The sequence below is a fragment of the Streptomyces sp. A2-16 genome (assembly GCF_018128905.1).
Lineage (GTDB): Bacteria > Actinomycetota > Actinomycetes > Streptomycetales > Streptomycetaceae > Streptomyces.
Genome location: NZ_CP063808.1, coordinates 3661032 through 3679684 on the forward strand (window position 1 = coordinate 3661032; position 18653 = coordinate 3679684).

Below are 18653 nucleotides of genomic sequence, written 5' to 3' on the forward strand. Positions count from 1 at the left end.
GTGTCAGGCCGGTGCGCGCAGGGTTTCCAGGGCGCGCACGAGGGGGGCGAGTTCGGGATTCCGGGCAGCCTGGTCGAGGGCCTCGCGCAGGGCCTTCTCGTTGGTGGGGCGGGCCTGTTCGAGGAGGGTGCGGCCGGCGTCGGTGACGTCGGTGTAGATGCCGCGGCGGTCGGTGGGGCAGAGGTAGCGGGAGAGCAGGCCGCGGTCCTCGAGGCGGGTGACCAGGCGGGTGGTGGCGCTCTGGCTGAGGACGACCGCGTCGGCGACCTGTTTCATCTGCAGGTGTCCGCCCTCGCCGTCGTGCTGGCGGCCCAGGACGTCGAGCAGGGAGTACTCGCGCACGCTGAGCTCGTGGCCGGACTGCAGGGCCCTCTCGATGTGCGCCTCGATGCGTCCGTGCAGCAGGGAGAGCGCGCACCACCCCTGGGCGAGGGCGGTCAGCGCGGGGTCTGTGGCGGTCATGGGGCCTGCTTCCTCCGTCCCGGTGCGGTACGACCAGGATATTGCATCGGTGAAACTTCCGGCGTCTGCATCTATAGCGCGTGCACAACTATCGGGCTCCGACGACCGGCCCCGCGGAGCCGGACCTGGTGCAACGCGCACGTTCGTCGGTCTCATCGGGGTCGTGCGCGAGTTCCGCTGAGCCTCCCGGCTCCCGCTACGTCCGGGCCAGGTGCCGCATCGCCAGGGCCAGGTGCAGGCGCAGCCGGCCCTGAGGGGTGCGCAGTGGCCAGCCCAGCAGCTGCTCCGCGTGGGACAGCCGGTCCTGGAGCGTGGAGTGGTGGACGTTGACCTCGGCGGCGGCCGCCCGCAGGCTCGCCGTCGCGACCACGGCGTGCAGCGTGGCGAGCAGCCACGGCGTGCTCGCCCCCGCCGACTCCAGCGCCTGGACGTCGGGCGGCGGCTCCGCGCCCGGCGCGACGAGGTCGGCCAGCAGCGCGACGCCGCCCAGTTCGTCGGCGTGCACGACTCTCGGTCCGGGGTCCTGAGCCGTGCCCTCCGCGGTGAAGCGCAGCGCGGTACGGGCCTGCGCCCAGGACCGCGGCAGATCGAGCACGGGCACCGCTGGCCCCACCCCCGCCCGCCCCGCGGGCAGTTCGGCGCCCGCCCGCCCGGACACGATCCGGGGCCGCCCGTCGAGCGGGGCCAGCGCCCGGGCGGGCGCGGCGGGATCCAGGCCGAGCCCACGCGCCGCGTGCAGCCGGGCGGCCTCGGGGGCCGTGGCGTCCAGCAGGGTCTCCACCAGCGCGGGATCATCGACGGGGGCGCGTCCCCGCGTACGGTCCAGAACGAGCCGTACGGCCCCCGCGGCCCGCTCCAGAATCACCGCGTCGACCACACTGGGCGCCGCCTCGGCCCGCTCAAGCCACAGCGCGGCGGCTCCACCCGGGGCGAGGGCGGCGGAGGGCCAGCCGGGATCCGGCGGTGCCCCGGAGTCCCGGCGCGTCCCGTCGGCCTCGACCCGCACCTGCACCCGCCGCTCGGTGTCGACCAGCCGCGCGGGCACCCCGGCCAGCACGGCCGCCCCGCGCACCAGGGCCTCCAGCCCCGCGCGGGACTCGGACAGGCGGTCGAAGTAGGCGATGACCCGGACCGCGGCACCCGCATCCGGATCCAGCGCGGTGAGGCGCCCGGCCAGCTCTTTCATGGGTCCATGGTGCGGCATGGGGGTCTCGATGCGCCCCTGCGAGGGGAGCGGGATCGTGCCGTGTGCGGATCGGCCCTCCGGCGGGTCCGGTCACCGCGGTGCCGCGGCGGCCCGACGGCCCACCGCGGCACCTCCTCGGCGCGCCTGGCCGCGGCACCCTAGGTGCCGAGCAACCTCCGCAGCCACGCCAGGTGCGCCGCCCGCGCGGCCTGGGACAGCGCCGCCTGCGGGGCGAAACCGTCGAACCCGTGGAAGCCGCCCGGCCACACGTGCAGCTCCGCGATGCCGCCCGCCTGCCAGATCCTGGACGCGTACGCCACGACCTCGTCCCGGAAGGTCTCCGCCGACCCCACGTCGAGGAAGGCGGGAGGCAGCCCCGACAGGTCCTCGGCGCGGGCCGGCGCCGCGTACGCGGGAACGTCGGGCCCACCCCGCAGCTCACCCAGCAGAGCGGTCCAGCCCGTCTCGTTGGCCGTACGGTCCCACACCCCCAGCCCCGCCATCTGATACGTCGACGGGCTGTCGTTGCGGTCGTCCAGCATCGGGCACATCAGCAGTTGCCCCACCGGCCGCGGCCCCTTGCGGTCCCGGGTGAGCAGGGCCAGTGCCGCCGACAGGCCGCCACCCGCGCTCGCCCCGGCGATCACGATCCGCTCGGGGTCACCACCGATCTCCCCGGCGTGCTCGGACGTCCACACGAGACCGGCGTAGACGTCCTCGACCGGCGCCGGATGCGGATGTTCGGGCGCCAGCCGGTACTCCACCGACACCACGACCGCGTCCAGTTCCCTCGCCCAGGCCAGCGGGCCGTCCACGCCGACGCGGTTGTTGCCGAGGACCATGCCCCCGCCGTGGACGTGGTAGATCACCGGACGGCCGGTGCCCGGGGGCGCCTCGGCGGCGGGCCGGCAGATCAGCAGCGAGATCTCGGGGGCGCCCTCCGGTCCCGGCACCGAGCGGTCCTCGACCTCGAAGAACCCGTCCAGCGTCAGGTCCAGGTCGGCCAGCATCTCGATGCCCGCCCCCTGGCGCACGAGGTCGATCTCGTCCAGGGCGAGACCGGGTGAGATCACGTCCTTGATCAGATCCAGGGCGGCACTGAGCTCGGGGTCGAACGGGGGCGGCACATGTGTCATGGCTTCTCCTCACGCGGGGCGCGGCGGCTCGTGGCGTCATGATCGGGGCAGCCGCGTCCGTCCGGGGCGCCGCCGTACGGCGGAACCTGCCCGCCGTACGGCGGGTGGTGAGAGGCGGGGTCCCACCATGGTCTCCCGTGACCTGCGGTTCCTTGCCATCGCATGACCTGTTGTTCACCTTCCGTAGGTGGAACGGGCGCCCGGCGGTGACAACGCTGTCGATGCCCCCCACGCACCAGGAGAACCAGTGAACGTCTCTGTCACCGTCTGGCTGCTGACCGTCGTCGCCCTGTGCGTCCTGGTCGGCGCCGACTTCTTCATCGGCCGCAAGCCCCACGACGTGTCCGTCAAGGAGGCCGGCATCTGGACCGTCGTCTGGGTCGTCCTGGCCTGTCTCTTCGGACTCGGACTGTTCTTCTTCGGCGGCGGGAAACCCACGGGCGAGTTCTTCGCCGGGTACATCACCGAGAAGTCGCTGAGCGTCGACAACCTCTTCGTGTTCGTCCTGATCATGGGGAAGTTCGCGGTGCCCTCGCAGTACCAGCAGCGGGTGCTGATGGTCGGCGTCGTGATGGCGCTGGTGCTGCGCGCCGGGTTCATCGTGGCCGGAGCGGCGATCATCTCCGCGTTCTCCTGGGTGTTCTACATCTTCGGCGCCTTCCTCATCTGGACCGCGTGGAAGCTCGTGCAGGACGCCCGCAAGGACGACCACGACGAGGAGTACGAGGAGAACAAGCTGCTGAAGATGGTGGAGAAGCGGTTCGGGGTGGCGGACCGGTACCACGGCACCAAGCTGTGGATCGAGGAGAACGGCAAGCGGATCATGACCCCGATGCTCGTCGTGATGCTCGCCATCGGCTCCACCGACGTGCTGTTCGCCCTGGACTCCATCCCGGCGATCTACGGCCTCACCCAGGACCCGTACATCGTCTTCACCGCCAACGCGTTCGCCCTGATGGGCCTGCGCCAGCTGTACTTCCTCATCGGCGGCCTGCTGAAGAAGCTGGTCCACCTCAGCTACGGCCTGTCGATCATCCTCGGCTTCATCGGCGTCAAACTCGTCCTGCACGCCCTGCACGAGTCCGGCGTCCACGTCCCCGAGATCAGCATCCCCTTCTCGCTGGGCTTCATCGTCCTCGTCCTGACGATCACCACGCTCACGAGCCTGCGCGCCGCGAAGCAGCAGGAGCGGTCGGAGGTGGAACGGGCGGCGTGAGCCGGTGGTGGGCGAGGTGTCACCGACGTGCCCTTGACTTCGAGAGCTCTCCAAGTTCTAGCGTCAGCCGGGTCGGTGAAGGTTCTGGGACGGAGACGGACATGCGTGTGGGCGTGCACATCAACCGGTTCGACCACCCTGCAGGCGCGCCCGCTCTCGGGGCGGAGCTCGCCGCCGCCGGTGCCGCGGCGGAGGCGGCCGGGGTGAGCTGGCTGTCGGTGATGGACCACTACTTCCAGATGGAGTTCAACGGCGGCGCCGAGGACCCCATGCTGGAGGCCTACACGACCCTGGGCTTCCTCGCGGCCCACACCGAGACGGTCCAGCTCGGCGCACTGGTGACCGGAGTGACGTACCGCCACCCCGGACTGCTCGCCAAGATCGCGACCACGCTCGACGTGCTCTCCGGCGGCCGGGCCACCCTCGGCATCGGAGCAGCCTGGTACGACCGCGAGCACCAGGGGCTCGGCGTGCCGTTCCCGCCGCTCGCGGAGCGTTTCGAGCGGCTGGAGGAGGTCCTGCGGATCTGTCTGCAGATGTGGGACCCGGCGACGAACGGCCCCTTCGAGGGCGCCCACTACCGGCTCGCCGAGACCTTGTGCGTACCGGCCCCGGTCAGCAGCCCGCACCCCGAGATCATGATCGGTGGCAGCGGCGAGAAGAAGACGCTCCGCCTGGTCGCCCGCCACGGCGACGCCTGCAACCTCTTCGCCTCCTCGCCGCAGGAGGTCACGCACAAGCTCGACGTGCTGCGCCGCCACTGCGACACCGAGGGGCGGGACTACGACGAGATCCGCAAGACCGTCCTCTACATGGGCGAGTCGGCCACCGAGGGCGATGTCGACGGCTTCGCGCGGGACGTCACCGGCTACACCAAGCTCGGCATCGACACGGTCATCCTCGCCCCGCGCACCGGCGCCCCCGCCGAGTGGATCGAACGCTTCACGGCACCCGCCGTACAGCGGCTCGCCGAACTGGACTAGCCCGCCCGCGCTCCGGAGGGCCGGCTGCGGGAGACCACTCGGGTCCCGCAGCCGTCGGCCACCCGGACCTGCAACGAGCCGCACGCGCAGCGGGTCCACACCGTCCCGCCCGTCGCCGTGCCGTGCCGGGACACCACCTGGAAGGGCGCGGCGTCGTCCGGCCAGCCGCAGTGCGGGCAGACGGCTCGGGTCGTGCTGGTCATGGTGACTCCTCGAATCTCCTGGCTGGTCGGTGCCGTCGCGACACAGCCAGGATGCGGCGGGTTGTTCGTTCACGTCCAGGTTGACTTACTGGACGTGACCTTGAAGCGTGGGCTTCATGATTGACCTGCGCCGGCTCCACGTTCTGAGGGCGGTCGCCCACTACGGCACGGTCACCGCGGCCGCCCAAGCCCTGCACTTCACCCCGTCCGCCGCCTCCCAGCAGATCCGTCAGCTCGCCCGGGACCTGGGCGTCGATCTCCTCCAGCCCCAGGGGCGCGGGGTGCGTCTGACCCCGGCGGCGGAGAGCCTGCTCGCGCACGCCGACGCGATCCAGGCCCGCTGGGAACAGGCCGAACTCGATCTGCGCGCCGACCACGGCGAGCCCGCGGGGCCCCTGAGGGTGGGCGGCTTCCCCGTGGCGATCCCGGTGCTGCTCGCCCCGATGACGGTCCGGCTGCGCGAGAGGCATCGCCGACTGGCCGTCAGTGTCCAGGAGTTGGGGGTTCCGGAGTGCTTCGACCTGCTCTTCGAGGGGGAGGTCGACCTGGCCGTCGTGGAGGCGACCCCGCACAACCCGCCCATGAGCGACCCCCGCTACGACCAACGGCCGCTGCTGGACGACCCGTTCGACCTGGTCGTACCCGCGGACCATCCACTCGCCGGGCGCGACCGCGTGGATCTCGCGGACGCGGCCCACGAGGACTGGATCGCCCCCTTCCCGGACAGCCCCTGCCTCACGCACGTCATGTCGGCCTGCGGCGGCGCAGGATTCACCCCGAGCGTGGTCCACCAGGCCCGGGAGTGGGACGTCACCGCGCACCTGGTCGCCCACCGCCTGGGCGTGGCCCTGATCCCCCGGATGGCCCGCCTGACCCCGCAGTTGCCGATCACGAGGGTCCGCTGCGAGGGCAACCCCCACCGGAAGCTGCTGACCTGCACCCGCACCGGAGCCCATGAGCGCCCGGCGGTCGCGGCGGCGCTCAGGGAACTGCGAGAGCTGGCTCCCGCGGCGGTGACCTGACGCGGGAACCGCGTGATCAGCCCCCACCGGGCCGCAGGCAGCACACAGGGGCCGGAGTGCGAACACTCCGGCCCCTGCGGGCAGACCTGCTCAGGCGCCGCGGGTTCAGGCCGCGGCGGTCTCGCCCGTGTTGCTGTGCAGCTGCGCCACGACCTCGGCCAGCTGCCCGGCGACCTCGGCGTCGTCGGCCGGGTGGGTCTCGGCGAAGCGCACGACCGAGCCCGGGATGGACAGCTTGACGTCCTCGAGCACCTTGCCGCCGGCGATGCCCACGGCCTTGCGGGTCTCGTCCTGCGCCCACACGCCGCCGAACTGGCCGAACGCGGTACCGACCACGGCGACCGGCTTGCCGCCGAAGGCGCCGGCGCCGTAGGGGCGCGACAGCCAGTCGATGGCGTTCTTCAGCACGGCCGGGATGGTGCCGTTGTACTCGGGGGAGAAGAGGAGGAAGGCGTCGGAGGCCTGCGCGGCCTCACGGAGCTTGGCGGCGGCCGCGGGGACGTTGCCCTCGACGTCGATGTCCTCGTTGTAGAAGGGGATCTCGGCCAGGCCCTCGTAGAGCACGATCTCCGCGCCCTCGGGAGCGTGCTTGACGGCCGCCTCGGCGAGCTGGCGGTTGTGCGAACCGGCGCGAAGGGATCCGACGAGCGCAAGGATGCGAACAGACATGCGTAACTCCAGGGGGGCTGAAACACTGCGTTAATGTTCCGGACCGGGGTCCGTTTACTGTTTCTAGCACCATAACCGGACCGAGGTCCAGTTTTCTTCCCGATGCTTTACGCTGGCGTCATGTCCGCGACCCTGCCGCCGTTCCCGAAGTCCCAGGAGCCCTTCGACAAGCCCCAGCTCCTCGAGGTCGGTTCCGCCCCGGACGAGCCGTGCCTGCGTGCCGACGCGGCCCGCAACCGCGCCCGGCTTCTGGAGGCCGCGACGCGGCTGATCGCGGAACACGGTGTGGCGGGAGTCACCATGGAGGCGGTGGCCACGGCCGCAGGCGTCGGCAAGGGCACCGTCTTCCGCCGCTTCGGCGACCGCACCGGACTGCTCATGGCGCTCCTCGACCACTCCGCGCACCAGCTCCAGGCGGACTTCCTCGGCGGCCCGCCGCCCCTGGGTCCCGGAGCCCCTCCGGTGGACCGGCTGCGGGCGCTCGGGGTGGCGATGCTGTACCGCTCGGCCGAACAGCTGGACCTGCTGCTGGCCGCGCAGGCGGAGCCGACCCGCCGCCACTCCCACCCGTCGACCCGGGCGCTGCACATGCACACCACGATGCTGCTGCGGCAGATACTCCCGCGCGCCGACTGCGAACTCCTGGCCCAGACGCTGATGGCCTACCTCGATCCCGCCCTCATCCATCACCTCACCCGGCAGTGCGGAATGCCGCTGGAGCGCCTCGAAACCGGCTGGAGCGACCTCGTCGCCCGGGTGACCGGCACGGATCCGGTGCGCTAGCCGAAAGCGCAACCCGCATGTGGGGACCGTCACAGGTTCTGCAAAGATGACGATCGTCATGGTGCAGATACAGAACACGTCCGCGTCCCCCGTCACGCGCGCGGTTCCCACGAGCGCCGATGTGGCCCGCGTGGCCGGCGTCTCGCGTGCGACCGTCTCCTACGTCCTCAACAACACCAGCGCCGTCCGGATCAGCGAGCCCACGCGCCGCCGCGTCCACGAGGCCGCCAAGGAACTCGGGTACGTCCCGCACGCGGCCGCCCGCAGCCTGCGCGCCGGCCACAGCAGGATGGTCCTGATGCCCGCCCCGTCCATCCCGGTCGGCCCGCTCTACAGCCAGTTCATCAGCGAACTCCAGTGGGCCCTGGGCCGGTTGGACTACACCGTCGTGCAGTACGGCAGCGTCGGCCTCCAGGGCGACGAGGCCGCCCGCGCCTGGGCCGAGCTGCGCCCCGTCGCCGTCCTGGTGCCCGGTGCGGGACTCGGCCCGCAGGGCGTGGCCCTGCTCCGGCGCTCCGGTGCCCGGGCGGTCGTCACCCTCGGTCCCGAGGCGGTCGAGGGGGCCCACGCCCTGCTCATGGACCACACGGGCGTCGGCCACAGTGCCGCCACCCACCTGTACGCCCGCGGCCGGCGCCGCATCGGCGTCGTGGTGCCAGAGGAGCCCGGTCTGCACGCGTTCTCGCTGCCCCGTCTGGCAGGGGTGCGCCGGGCCCTGCACGGCACGGACGCCACGCTGACCGAGCTGCCCCTCGCCTACGAGGAGCAGGCCGCGGCCAAGCTCGCGGTGCGCTGGCCGGACCTCGGCCTCGACGCCGTGTTCGCGTACAACGACGAGTACGCGATGCTGTTGATGCGTGCCCTCCAGGACGAGGGCGTGCGCGTCCCGGAGGACACGGCGGTGATCGGCGCCGACGACCTGCTGCTGGGCCGGCTGCTGCGGCCCCGGCTGAGCACAGTCCACATCGAGCTCCCGTCCGGCCGTGCTCTCGCCGAGCTGGTCGACCGCGCGGTGCGCGAACCGGGTGCGGCGACCGAGACGCACACGGTGCTGGGTGCCACAGTGGTACAGCGCGACTCCAGCTGACGCAGGGAGGCCTGCCATGCGCACCACGGTCGGGATCATCGGCGGCGGCCCCGCCGGACTGCTCCTCGCCCGCCTGCTGCACCGCGCCGGCATCGACTGCGTCGTCCTGGAGAGCAGGACACGGGAGTACGTCGAGCACCGCCAGCGCGCGGGCATGCTGGAACAGGGCACCGTCGACGCCCTGCGCGCGTGCGGTGCCGCCGCTCGCCTGGAGGCGGAGGGGCTGGTCCACCAAGGCATCGAGCTGCGGTTCGCGGGGGAGCGGCACCACCTCGACTTCCCCGTCCTCACCGGCGGCCGCACGGTCACCATCTACGCCCAGACCGAGATCGTGAAGGACCTCGTCGCCCTCCAACTCGTCGACGGTCCACCGCTGTTGTTCGAGGCGGAGGCCCTCGCGATCGAGAAGCCGGAGAGCGACGCCCCCGTCGTGCGGTTCCTGCACGAGGGCCGCGAGCAGACGCTGACCTGCGACTGGATCGCCGGCTGCGACGGCTTCCACGGCATCTCCCGCGAGGCCTTCCCGGCGGCGACGAGTCGGACCTACGAGCACGACTACCCGTACTCCTGGCTGGGGATCCTCGCCGACGTCGCGCCGTCCTGCGAGGAGCTGATCTACGCACGCGGTGAGCGGGGCTTCGCCCTGCACAGCATGCGCTCGTCCGCCGTCTCCCGGCTCTACCTCCAGGTCCCCAACGGCACCGACGCCGACGACTGGCCCGACGAGCGGATCTGGGACGAGCTCGCCGCCCGGTTCGCGATCGACGCCGACTGGACACTGGAGCGCGGCCCCGTCACCGCCAAGTCGGTGACGCCGATGCGCAGTTACGTCCACGAGCCGATGCGCCACGGCCGTCTCCTGCTCGCCGGGGACGCCGCGCACATCGTGCCGCCGACCGGGGCCAAGGGGCTCAATCTCGCCGTGTCGGACGTATCCGTCCTCGCCCGGGCCCTGACCGAACTGCACCGCACAGGATCGACACAACTGATCGACAGATATTCGCGGTTGTGTCTGTCCCGTGTGTGGCAGGCCACGCGATTCTCGTACGACATGACTAGGATGTTGCACGCTCAACCAAACGGGGATGCGTTCGAGAACGGGCTGCAGCTCGCACGGCTGCGCCGCATCACCGCATCCCGCCATGCGGCCGCCGAACTGGCCGCGAACTACACGGGACTACCGCTCCCCGTGTGAGTCCCACCGGTGATCGAACGGAGAGCCGTCATGTCGTTGCTCGACCCCAAGAGCTGGCAGCCCCACCCCCTGTCGGGACCTGAGTACGCGGTCACCGAACCCGCCACCGGCGACACGCTCGCCACCGTCACCCTCGCCGGCGCCGAGGACGTCGAGCGCTCCGCCGAGACCGCCCGCGCCGCCCAGGCCGAGTGGGCCCGGCTTCCGCACTTCGTCCGGGCCGGGGTGCTGCGCAAGGCCGGCGACCTGTTCGCCGCCCACGCCGACGAACTGCGCGGATGGATCGTGCGCGAGTCCGGTTCCATCCCCGGCAAGGCCGACTTCGAACTGCACGTCGCCGCCCAGGAGTGCTACGAGGCCGCCGCCCTCGCCTCCCGCCCCGCGGGCCAGGTCCTGCCCAGCGAGGCGCCGAGGCTGTCGTACACCCGCCGGGTCCCGGTCGGCGTCGTCGGCGTGATCTCGCCCTTCAACGCCCCGCTGATCCTGTCGATCCGCTCCGTCGCCCCGGCCCTCGCCCTCGGCAACGCGGTGATCCTCAAGCCGGACCCGCGCACCGCGGTCTGCGGCGGACTCTCGCTCGCCGCGGTCTTCGCCGAGGCCGGGCTGCCCGAGGGCCTGTTCCACGTCCTGCCCGGCGGCCCGGACGTCGGCCAGGCCCTGGTCGCCGACCCGCGCGTCCCTGTCATCTCCTTCACCGGGTCGACCGCGGCCGGCCGCGCGGTGGGAGAGGCGGCCGGCCGCCACCTCAAGCGCGCCCACCTGGAGCTCGGCGGCAACTCCGCGCTGATCGTCCTGGAGGACGCCGACATCGAGGCCGTCATCTCCACGGCCGCCTGGGGATCGTTCTTCCACCAGGGCCAGATCTGCATGACGACCGGGCGTCACCTGGTCCACGAGTCGCTGTACGCGGAGTACGTCGAGCGTCTGGCCGCCAAGGCCGACTCCCTCGCCGTCGGCGACCCCAACCGGGAGCAGGTCCACCTCGGCCCGATCATCGACGACAACCAGCTCGCCAAGGTGCGCGGCCTGGTCGAGGCCAGCACCGCCCAGGGTGCCAAGCTGGCCGCCGGCGGCACCCACGAGAAGCTCTTCTACCGCCCGACCGTGCTCGCGGGCCTCGACGACAGCACGCCCGCCTACGCGGAGGAGGTCTTCGGGCCCGTCGCGCCCGTACGGTCCTTCAGCACCGCCGACGAGGCGGCCGCGCTGGCCGCCGCGGGGCCCTACGGCCTCTCGCTCGGCATCGTCACCGGGGACGCGGCCCGCGGCCTCGACCTGGCGGAGCGCATCCCGACCGGCATCGTGCACATCAACGACCAGACCGTGAACGACGAGGCGGTCGCGCCCTTCGGCGGCATCGCCGCGTCCGGCACCGGCGCCCGCTTCGGCGGCGAGGCCAATGTGGAGGCCTTCACCGACGTGCGCTGGACGACGGTACGCGCGGACGTGGCGACCTACCCCTTCTAGGGATCACTCGCCGTTCTGCTCGGCCTGGGCCTGCTGCTCGGCCACGGCCTTCTTGACCTCGTCCATGTCCAGCTTGCGGGCCTGCCCGATGACGTCCGTCAGGGCCGACTCGGGCAGCGCGCCCGGCTGGGCGAACACCGCGACCTGGTCGCGGACGATCATCAGCGTCGGGATCGACTGGATACCGAAGGCGGCGGCCAGCTCCGGCTGCGCCTCGGTGTCCACCTTGCCGAAGACCAGGTCGGGGTTGTCCTCGGCGGCCTTCTCGTAGACCGGCGCGAACTGGCGGCAAGGACCGCACCAGGACGCCCAGAAGTCGATCAGGACGAACTCGTTGTCCGTGACCATCTGGTCGAAGTTCTCCTTGGTGAGCTCCACGGTGCTGCTCATGACGTGATCCCTCTTCCTGGTCTCGGAGCGAAGCCGTCGGCACAACACGGCCGCCCGGCCGGGTATTCCACAGCTGCCACCACTCGGTATCCGGCGCGCGTACCCCTGCTGGCCCGAGCGCACACCACCCACCAGACTGGGCCCATGACGGAAACGGAAAACATCGCCTCCAGTACCTACGACGTAGTGGTGCTCGGTGCCGGGCCCGTGGGGGAGAACGTGGCCGACCGCACCCGCGCGGCCGGCCTCTCCACCGCGGTCGTGGAGAGCGAGCTGATCGGCGGAGAGTGTTCCTACTGGGCCTGTATGCCCAGCAAGGCCCTGCTGCGGCCGGTGATCGCCCAGGCGGACGCGCGCCGCCTGCCCGGCCTGAGCGCCGCGGTGCAGGGACCCCTCGACGCGGCCGCGGTCCTCGCACGCCGGGACTACTGGGCCTCGGACTGGAAGGACGACGGCCAGGTCGGCTGGCTGGAGAGCATCGGCGCCGAGATCCACCGCGGCCACGGCCGTCTCAGCGGGGAGCGCACGGTCACGGTGACCGCCCCCGACGGCACACAGAAGGTGCTGACCGCCCGGCACGCCGTGGCCGTCTGCACCGGCACCCGTGCCGTGCTGCCGAATCTGCCGGGCCTCGACGAGGTCAGGCCCTGGACCAGCCGCGAGGCCACCAGCGCCAAGGCCGCGCCAGGCCGGCTCGTCGTGGTCGGCGGGGGAGTGGTCGCCACGGAGATGGCCACGGCCTGGCAGGCCCTCGGCTCGCAGGTGACCCTGCTCGTACGCGGAAAGGGCCTGCTCAACCGTATGGAGCCGTTCGCGGGCGAACTGGTCGCCGAGGCGCTCACCGAGGCGGGCGTGACCGTCCGCACCGGCACCTCGGTCGAGTCCGTCACCCGCGAGAACGGCACGGTCGTGGTCGTCACCGGCACCGGTGACCGCATCGAGGCCGACGAGATCCTCTTCGCCACCGGACGCGCCCCGCACACCGACGACATCGGCCTCGACACGATCGGCCGGGAGCCCGGCAGCTGGCTGGAGGTCGACGACAGCCTGCGCGTCACCGGCAGCGACTGGCTCTACGCGGTCGGCGACGTCAACCACCGCGCGCTCCTCACCCACCAGGGCAAGTACCAGGCCCGCATCGCCGGCGCCGCCATCGCCGCCCGCGCCTCCGGGACCCCTGTCCAGGCGGACCCGTGGGGCGCCCATGCCGCGACCGCCGACCACGACGCCGTGCCCCAGGTCGTCTTCACCGACCCGGAGGCGGCCTCCGTGGGCCTCTCCCTGGCCGAGGCCGAACAGGCGGGCCACCGCGTCCGCGCGGTCGACTACGACCTCGCCTCGGTGTCCGGCGCCGGCCTCTACGCCGACGGCTACCGAGGACGGGCCCGCATGGTCGTCGACCTGGAACGCGAGATCCTCCTCGGGGTCACCTTCGTCGGACCCGGTGTCGGCGAACTCATCCACTCCGCGACGATCGCGGTCGCGGGCCAGGTCCCGATCAGCAGGCTGTGGCACGCGGTCCCGGCGTACCCGACGATCAGCGAGGTGTGGCTGCGCCTCCTCGAGGCCTACCGGGACAACTAGGGCAGCTCGAAGCCGAGGGACGCGGCCGCCCGCTCCGGCGTCGGCTGCGTCCAGCGCTCGGCCATCGCCTCGTTGGAGGAGAGCGAGCGCAGCTCGGCCCGGTCGAGGTAGAGCAGGCCGTCCAGGTGGTCCGTCTCGTGCTGCACGATCCGCGCGGGCCAGCCGGTGAACACCTCGTCGACGGGGCGGCCGTGCTCGTCCTCGCAGGTCAGCAGGACCGTGGCGGGCCGTGCCACCACGGCCTGCCAGCCCGGCACGCTCAGACAGCCCTCGAAGAACGCGGCCCGCTCGGTGCCGACCGCCTCGTACGACGGATTGACCAGGACCCGGAACGGCTGCGGGACGCGTCCGCGCGCCAGGCGCACCTCCTCCGGTACCGGCGCGGGGTCCTCGATCACCGCGATCCGCAAGGGGACCCCGACCTGAGGGGCGGCGAGCCCGACGCCGGGCGCCGTGTGCATCGTGATGCGGAGGGCCTCGACGAAGCGGGAGAAGAGGGCGGCGTCCAGGTGGCCGTCGTAATGCTCGATGCCTTGCCGCAGCACCGGATCGCCGGCCGCGACGATCGGGAGCGGGCCGTCCGTGGTGAGGAGTTCCTCGACCAGTTCGGCAAGGGGCCTGCGGTGACTCGGAGTTGCCATCGCGCCAGGATGCCACGAGAACCTCGCGTGTGACGCAGGTCACTGGAAGTGGCGGGAACTCGGCGCGTCCGCTCCCCGACTACTGGACCGCCACCGTCCCCAGCCCTCGGAGAAGCCGCCGATGTCCATCGCCCCCTCGACGACCACGGACGAGGCCCCGCAAGCGGCCGCTCCGACGCCGGTGCCCAGCAGATGGGCTCCGCTGCGGCCGCTCGTCCTGCGACTGCACTTCTACGCCGGTGTGCTGGTCGCGCCCTTCCTGCTGGTGGCCGCCGTCACCGGCTTCCTGTACGCCGGCTCCTTCCAGGCCGAGAAGATCGCCTACCGCGACGAGATGACGGTCTCCGCCGTCGGCGACAGCAAACTGCCCATCTCCGAGCAGGTCGCCGCCGCGCGCAAGGCCCACCCCGAGGGGACCGTCTCGGCCGTACGTCCTTCCCCCGCGGACGACGCGACGACCAGGGTCATGCTGTCCGGCGTCGAGGGAGTCGACCCGACCCACACCCTCGCCGTGTTCGTCGACCCGTACACCGGCAAGGTCGAGGGCGCGCTGGAGCAGTACGGCTCCAGCGGAGCGCTCCCGCTGCGCACCTGGATCAGCGAGCTCCACCGCAATCTGCACCTCGGGGAGACCGGCCGCCTCTACAGCGAATTCGCCGCGAGCTGGCTGTGGGTGATCGCGGGCGGCGGCATCGTGCTGTGGTTCTCCCGGCGCCGCGCCCTGCGCAAGGTCCGCGGCACCAGCGGGCGCCGCCGCACCCTGGGACTCCACGGCAGCGTGGGCGTCTGGGCGGCCGCCGGGTTCTTCTTCCTGTCGGCGACCGGACTGACCTGGTCGACGTACGCCGGCGCCAACATCGACGAACTGCGCACCTCGCTGGGCCAGTCCACGCCCTCGGTCTCCGCTGCGGCGGGCGACCACTCCGGCCACGGGGCGTCCGCCTCCGCCGGGGACGCCGAGCACGGTGTCGGCCTCGACAAGGTGCTGGCCGCCGCCCGCGCCGAAGGACTCGGCGACCCCGTCGAGATCGTGCCGCCCGCCGACGAGTCGTCCACCTATGTCGTACGGCAGGTGCAGCGCAGCTGGCCCGAGAAGCAGGACTCCGTCGCCGTCGATCCGACGAGCGGCGAGGTCACCGACACGCTGCGGTTCGCGGACTACCCGCTGCTCGCCAAGCTGACCCGCTGGGGCATCGACCTGCACACCGGCGTCCTGTTCGGGCTGGTCAACCAGGTCGCCCTGATGCTCCTCGCGCTGTCCCTGGTCCTGCTGATCGTGTGGGGCTACCGCATGTGGTGGCAGCGCGGCCGCGGTTCCGCCTTCGGCCGGCCGATCCGGCGCGGCGCCTGGCAGCAGGTCCCGCCGCAGATCCTGGTGCCGGGCGTGGTGGTCGTCGCCGTCCTGGGCTATTTCGTGCCCCTGCTCGGCATTCCGCTGGCCGGCTTCATCGTCGCCGACGTGATCCTGGGCGAGATCGCGCACCGCCGGGAAAAGAAGAGCGCGGCGGTCTGAGACACACGTGGGGCCCGGTTCCCGTGCGGAACCGGGCCCCACGCGCTCTCCGGGGTCACTCGAAGTCGCCCGCCAGAGCCGAGGCGAGACGCAGGTGCAGCTCGGCCTCGGTGTGACGGCCCTGGCGCTGAAGCGTGCGACCGAGCATCAGCCGGGCGTACTGCTCCACCGGGTCGCGCTCGACGATCACCCGCAACTCGCTCTCTGCGCGCCGCAGTTGGGCCGAGTGGTAGTAGGCGCGCGCCAGCAGCAGCCGCGGTCCCGTCTGCTCCGGAACCTCCTCGACCAGCCCGTCCAGGACCCGCGCCGCCGTGTCGTACTCCTTGGCGTCGAAGAACATCCGCGCGCGCTCCCAGCGCTCCGCCGGGGTTCCGTGGTCGTAGTACGTGGTCTCCACCTGTGCCCTCCTTCGGCTTCGGTGCCGACAACAGGACCTGGTGATTGAATATTCCACTACTTCTTCAGGGCGGCGAGCTCCGCGTCGGCCCGCTCGGTGATGAGGCTCAGCACGCGTCCGGCCACCGCCAGATCCTCCGCGGGGATGCCGGCGTAGACCCGGGCGGTGAAGGGGGCGGTCTCGGCGGACGTCGTCTCGAACAGCTGCCGTCCGGCGTCCGTGATCCGCACCAGGGACGGCCCGTCGGGGGCCAGCAGTCCCGCGGCGATCAGCTCGTCGACCACGGAGCGCGCCTCCGCCGCGTCGATCTTGAGTGAGCCGACGACGCCGTCGACCAGGTTCTTCGTCTCGGTCGCCCCGTCGCCCACGGCGACCACCCGCAGGGTGACGGACTGGTGGAAGGTCATGCCGTGACGCGCCAGGACGCTCTCGAGGAGCGCGCGGGCCGCGTAGTGGGCCAGGGCTATGACACGGGGGTTGAGGACGGGAGGGGCGGTGGTGGTCATGGCTGCTCCTTGGGGTTCTCGTCGGTCGGGTCGAGAGGTGCGTCGAGAGGCGGGTCGACGGATACGTCGAGAGGTGCGTCGAGCAGGGTGGTCAGCTCGCGCCTGAACTCCCGTGTGCGGGCGCTGTCCAGGCCGCCTAGCGGTGCCAGCAGTTGTTCCAGGAGCCCGTGGACGACCTCGATGGCCCGCCGCGTCCGCTCGAGGCCCTCCTCCGTGAGCGCCAGTTGCACCGCGCGCGGGTCGCGCGGGTCGCGGGCGCGCTCCAGGAGCCCGGCGGACTCCAGGGAGCGCGCCAGCTTGGAGACGTAGAGCGGCTCGAGGCCGGTGTGGTCGGCGAGGCGTCGCTGACTGGGGCGTTCGCCGCCGCGCTGCATGCCGTACAGCGAGGCCACCAGGGAGTACTGGGCGTGCGTCAGGCCGAGCGGTGCCATCGCGCGGTCGACCGCGACCCGCCACTTCATCGACAGTCGCCAGACCAGGAAGCCGGGCGTCGCGCCCTCGGAAGCCGTACTCATGCTCGATACAGTACATGGCTACTATGTACATGGCTACTATTTTGCCCAGGCCCCCCGAGTGCGTGTGCGCCGTAGCCCGGTTCGGGCGCCGAAGGACAACCTGACGGGAAACGCCCGACGGGGCTAGGTTGGGCGGCATGAGCAATCTTGATCGCCAGGCGACCCCCGCACTGTGCGGCGGCCGCGGCTTCGTGGTGGCGGAACCGGTGCGCGAACTCCTCAGCCCCCGCCGGGTGAAGCTGGGCGAGTCCAGCGAAGTGCGCCGGCTGCTGCCGAACCTGGGCCGTCGCATGGTCGGCGCCTGGTGCTTCGTCGATCACTACGGCCCCGACGACATCGCCGACGAGCCGGGTATGCAGGTGCCCCCGCACCCGCACATGGGCCTGCAGACGGTGAGCTGGCTGCACCAGGGCGAGGTCCTGCACCGCGACTCCACCGGCAGCCTCCAGACCATCCGCCCCCGCGAGCTGGGCCTGATGACCTCCGGCCGCGCGATCAGCCACTCCGAGGAGAGCCCGAAGTCCCACGCCCGGTACCTGCACGGCGCCCAGCTCTGGGTCGCCCTCCCGGACGGGCACCGCCACACCGACCCGCACTTCGAGCACCACACCGAGCTGCCCCGGGTCACGGCCCCCGGCCTGACGGCCACCCTCATCCTGGGCGACCTCGACGGCGCCCGCTCACCCGGAACGGCGTACACCCCCATCGTCGGCGCCGACCTGGCCCTCACCGGGGGCACGGACGTACGCCTGCCGCTGGAACCGGACTTCGAGTACGCCGTCCTGTCCATGTCCGGCGAGGCCCGTGTGGACGGGGTGCAGGTGCTGCCCGGCTCGATGCTCTACCTCGGCTGCGGCCGCACCGAACTCCCGCTGCGCGCCGAGTCGGACGCGGGCCTGATGCTCCTGGGCGGCGAGCCGTTCGAGGAGGAACTGGTCATGTTCTGGAACTGGATCGGGCGGTCCCAGGAGGAGATCGAGCAGGCGCGGCAGGACTGGATGACCGGGTCGCGGTTCGGAGAGGTGAAGGGGTACGACGGGGCGCCGCTGCCTGCTCCGGAGCTGCCGCCGGTGGGGTTGAAGCCGCGGGGGAGGGTGCGCTGACCTGCTCAGATGCGCCGAGAAGGCTGCTGGAGGTAGAGAACGGGATATTGCACTTCCGGGGCCCGATTGATGGAGCAGGTTGAGTGATGGGAGGGATCCGAGAGCCTCGCATGGGCGGATCGTTGATTCCAAGATGCGGTCATGTGTGGGCAGGTGTGGCAGTCCGCTTGCTGACCTTCCTGACGGCGCGTCAGTCACTCGCTGAGGTTCGTCCGCGGGATCTGGTGTCGGCGCGCCCGGTGGGTCGTCCTCTCGCGCGAGGAGAATGGCGCGTCTCTCCGGGCGTCAGCTGGAAGGATCGGTCGCGGTTGCGGGGTGACTCTGGATCGCGATTGTTGGATGTGTACAGGGTGCGTGAACCGTGATCGCCTGAACTCGCCCCTGCTTGGTGCCCGCTTGTACCTCGAACACCGTGGCATCAGCAGATTCTTGGTCTTCTGGTGGTGCAAGCTCGATCGGCCGCTGACCTGCGAAGCCACCCTCGAAGGAAACGGGGAGCCGCCTCCTGGTCCGCGAATGGTCCGACTCTTGCTGCTCGGTCGCACGGTAGGTGGATCTCCCAGTGCAAGGGACGGCTGTTCAGCCCGTTGAAGTC

At 71.7% G+C, this 18653-nt stretch carries 20 protein-coding genes; 10 read left to right on the plus strand and 10 right to left on the minus strand.

All coding sequences use genetic code 11. From position 1 onward, the window contains the following. Positions 1-3: 3 nt before the first annotated feature. The 3 genes from IOD14_RS16455 to IOD14_RS16465 all read right to left on the minus strand — a co-directional run bounded on the left by IOD14_RS16455 (position 4) and on the right by IOD14_RS16465 (position 2784). Positions 4-462 (minus strand): MarR family transcriptional regulator, encoded by a 459-nt coding sequence (locus IOD14_RS16455; protein ID WP_123993720.1) that lies wholly within the window; start codon positions 460-462, stop codon positions 4-6. Positions 463-658: 196 nt separating this feature from the next. Further along, entirely contained in the window at positions 659-1648 is a 990-nt protein-coding gene (locus tag IOD14_RS16460; protein WP_212670620.1) for a helix-turn-helix domain-containing protein, read from the minus strand. A gap of 158 nt (positions 1649-1806) precedes the next feature. Next, entirely contained in the window at positions 1807-2784 is a 978-nt protein-coding gene (locus tag IOD14_RS16465) for an alpha/beta hydrolase (protein ID WP_212670621.1), read from the minus strand. A 247-nt stretch (positions 2785-3031) separates the two neighbouring features. On the opposite strand from IOD14_RS16465, the gene IOD14_RS16470 reads away from it, so the two are divergent. Together IOD14_RS16470 and IOD14_RS16475 are read left to right on the plus strand one after the other, a co-directional pair. After that, a complete protein-coding gene (locus tag IOD14_RS16470) occupies positions 3032-4000 on the plus strand; it encodes a TerC family protein (protein ID WP_212670622.1) in 969 nt (322 codons plus the stop codon). A 101-nt stretch (positions 4001-4101) separates the two neighbouring features. Next, positions 4102-4983, plus strand: a complete 882-nt coding sequence (locus IOD14_RS16475) for an LLM class F420-dependent oxidoreductase (protein WP_212670623.1) — start codon at positions 4102-4104, stop codon at positions 4981-4983. On the opposite strand, the gene IOD14_RS16480 is transcribed toward IOD14_RS16475, so the two are convergent. Further along, complete coding sequence (locus tag IOD14_RS16480) at positions 4980-5186, minus strand: hypothetical protein (protein WP_123993715.1); 207 nt, start codon at positions 5184-5186, stop codon at positions 4980-4982. The two genes, IOD14_RS16475 and IOD14_RS16480, sit on opposite strands and share 4 nt — an antisense overlap. Before the next feature lie 116 nt (positions 5187-5302). Between IOD14_RS16480 and IOD14_RS16485 the strand changes: the two genes are divergently transcribed. Continuing rightward, complete coding sequence (locus IOD14_RS16485; RefSeq protein WP_212670624.1) at positions 5303-6208, plus strand: LysR family transcriptional regulator; 906 nt, start codon at positions 5303-5305, stop codon at positions 6206-6208. A gap of 105 nt (positions 6209-6313) precedes the next feature. Here the strand turns inward: IOD14_RS16485 and IOD14_RS16490 are convergent, their stop codons facing one another. Then, positions 6314-6877 (minus strand): NAD(P)H-dependent oxidoreductase, encoded by a 564-nt coding sequence (locus tag IOD14_RS16490; RefSeq protein ID WP_123993713.1) that lies wholly within the window; start codon positions 6875-6877, stop codon positions 6314-6316. 102 nt (positions 6878-6979) lie between these two features. Between IOD14_RS16490 and IOD14_RS16495 the strand changes: the two genes are divergently transcribed. The 4 genes from IOD14_RS16495 to IOD14_RS16510 are packed head-to-tail and all read left to right on the plus strand — an operon-like array spanning position 6980 to position 11409. Then, the gene (locus IOD14_RS16495; RefSeq protein ID WP_174269376.1) at positions 6980-7660 is read left to right on the plus strand and encodes a TetR/AcrR family transcriptional regulator; all 681 of its coding nucleotides are present in this window, start codon (positions 6980-6982) and stop codon (positions 7658-7660) included. Positions 7661-7706: 46 nt separating this feature from the next. After that, a complete protein-coding gene (locus IOD14_RS16500) occupies positions 7707-8747 on the plus strand; it encodes a LacI family DNA-binding transcriptional regulator (protein ID WP_123993711.1) in 1041 nt (346 codons plus the stop codon). 16 nt (positions 8748-8763) lie between these two features. Next, positions 8764-9942 carry a 4-hydroxybenzoate 3-monooxygenase gene (locus tag IOD14_RS16505; protein ID WP_212670625.1) on the plus strand — a complete coding sequence of 393 codons (1179 nt, stop codon included), beginning with the start codon at positions 8764-8766 and terminating at the stop codon, positions 9940-9942. Between the two features lie 30 nt (positions 9943-9972). After that, the gene (locus IOD14_RS16510) at positions 9973-11409 is read left to right on the plus strand and encodes a benzaldehyde dehydrogenase (RefSeq protein WP_123993709.1); all 1437 of its coding nucleotides are present in this window, start codon (positions 9973-9975) and stop codon (positions 11407-11409) included. Between the two features lie 3 nt (positions 11410-11412). On the opposite strand, the gene trxA is transcribed toward IOD14_RS16510, so the two are convergent. Then, on the minus strand, positions 11413-11799 hold the full coding sequence (trxA, locus tag IOD14_RS16515) for a thioredoxin (protein WP_123993708.1): 387 nt from the start codon (positions 11797-11799) through the stop codon (positions 11413-11415). A gap of 144 nt (positions 11800-11943) precedes the next feature. Between trxA and IOD14_RS16520 the strand changes: the two genes are divergently transcribed. Next, a complete protein-coding gene (locus IOD14_RS16520; RefSeq protein ID WP_123993707.1) occupies positions 11944-13383 on the plus strand; it encodes an NAD(P)/FAD-dependent oxidoreductase in 1440 nt (479 codons plus the stop codon). On the opposite strand, the gene IOD14_RS16525 is transcribed toward IOD14_RS16520, so the two are convergent. Continuing rightward, positions 13380-14024, minus strand: coding sequence for a peptide deformylase (locus tag IOD14_RS16525; RefSeq protein ID WP_212670626.1), 645 nt, complete (start codon positions 14022-14024; stop codon positions 13380-13382). The genes IOD14_RS16520 and IOD14_RS16525 overlap by 4 nt on opposite strands. Positions 14025-14145: 121 nt before the next feature. Here IOD14_RS16525 and IOD14_RS16530 point away from each other — a divergent pair, with 121 nt between their 5' ends. Then, positions 14146-15537 (plus strand): PepSY-associated TM helix domain-containing protein, encoded by a 1392-nt coding sequence (locus IOD14_RS16530; RefSeq protein WP_212670627.1) that lies wholly within the window; start codon positions 14146-14148, stop codon positions 15535-15537. A 55-nt stretch (positions 15538-15592) separates the two neighbouring features. Here IOD14_RS16530 and IOD14_RS16535 read toward each other — a convergent pair whose 3' ends face one another. Genes IOD14_RS16535 through IOD14_RS16545 form a run of 3 tightly spaced genes read right to left on the minus strand, consistent with a single transcriptional unit; the run spans position 15593 to position 16955 of the window. Then, on the minus strand, positions 15593-15934 hold the full coding sequence (locus tag IOD14_RS16535; RefSeq protein ID WP_212670628.1) for a tetratricopeptide repeat protein: 342 nt from the start codon (positions 15932-15934) through the stop codon (positions 15593-15595). Between the two features lie 56 nt (positions 15935-15990). Next, positions 15991-16440 carry a winged helix DNA-binding protein gene (locus tag IOD14_RS16540; protein ID WP_212670629.1) on the minus strand — a complete coding sequence of 150 codons (450 nt, stop codon included), beginning with the start codon at positions 16438-16440 and terminating at the stop codon, positions 15991-15993. Beyond that, positions 16437-16955, minus strand: a complete 519-nt coding sequence (locus tag IOD14_RS16545; protein WP_212670630.1) for a MarR family transcriptional regulator — start codon at positions 16953-16955, stop codon at positions 16437-16439. Before IOD14_RS16545 ends, IOD14_RS16540 begins: the two co-directional genes overlap by 4 nt. A 137-nt stretch (positions 16956-17092) precedes the next feature. Here IOD14_RS16545 and IOD14_RS16550 point away from each other — a divergent pair, with 137 nt between their 5' ends. Next, a complete protein-coding gene (locus IOD14_RS16550) occupies positions 17093-18058 on the plus strand; it encodes a pirin family protein (RefSeq protein ID WP_123993701.1) in 966 nt (321 codons plus the stop codon). Positions 18059-18653 lie beyond the last annotated feature (595 nt).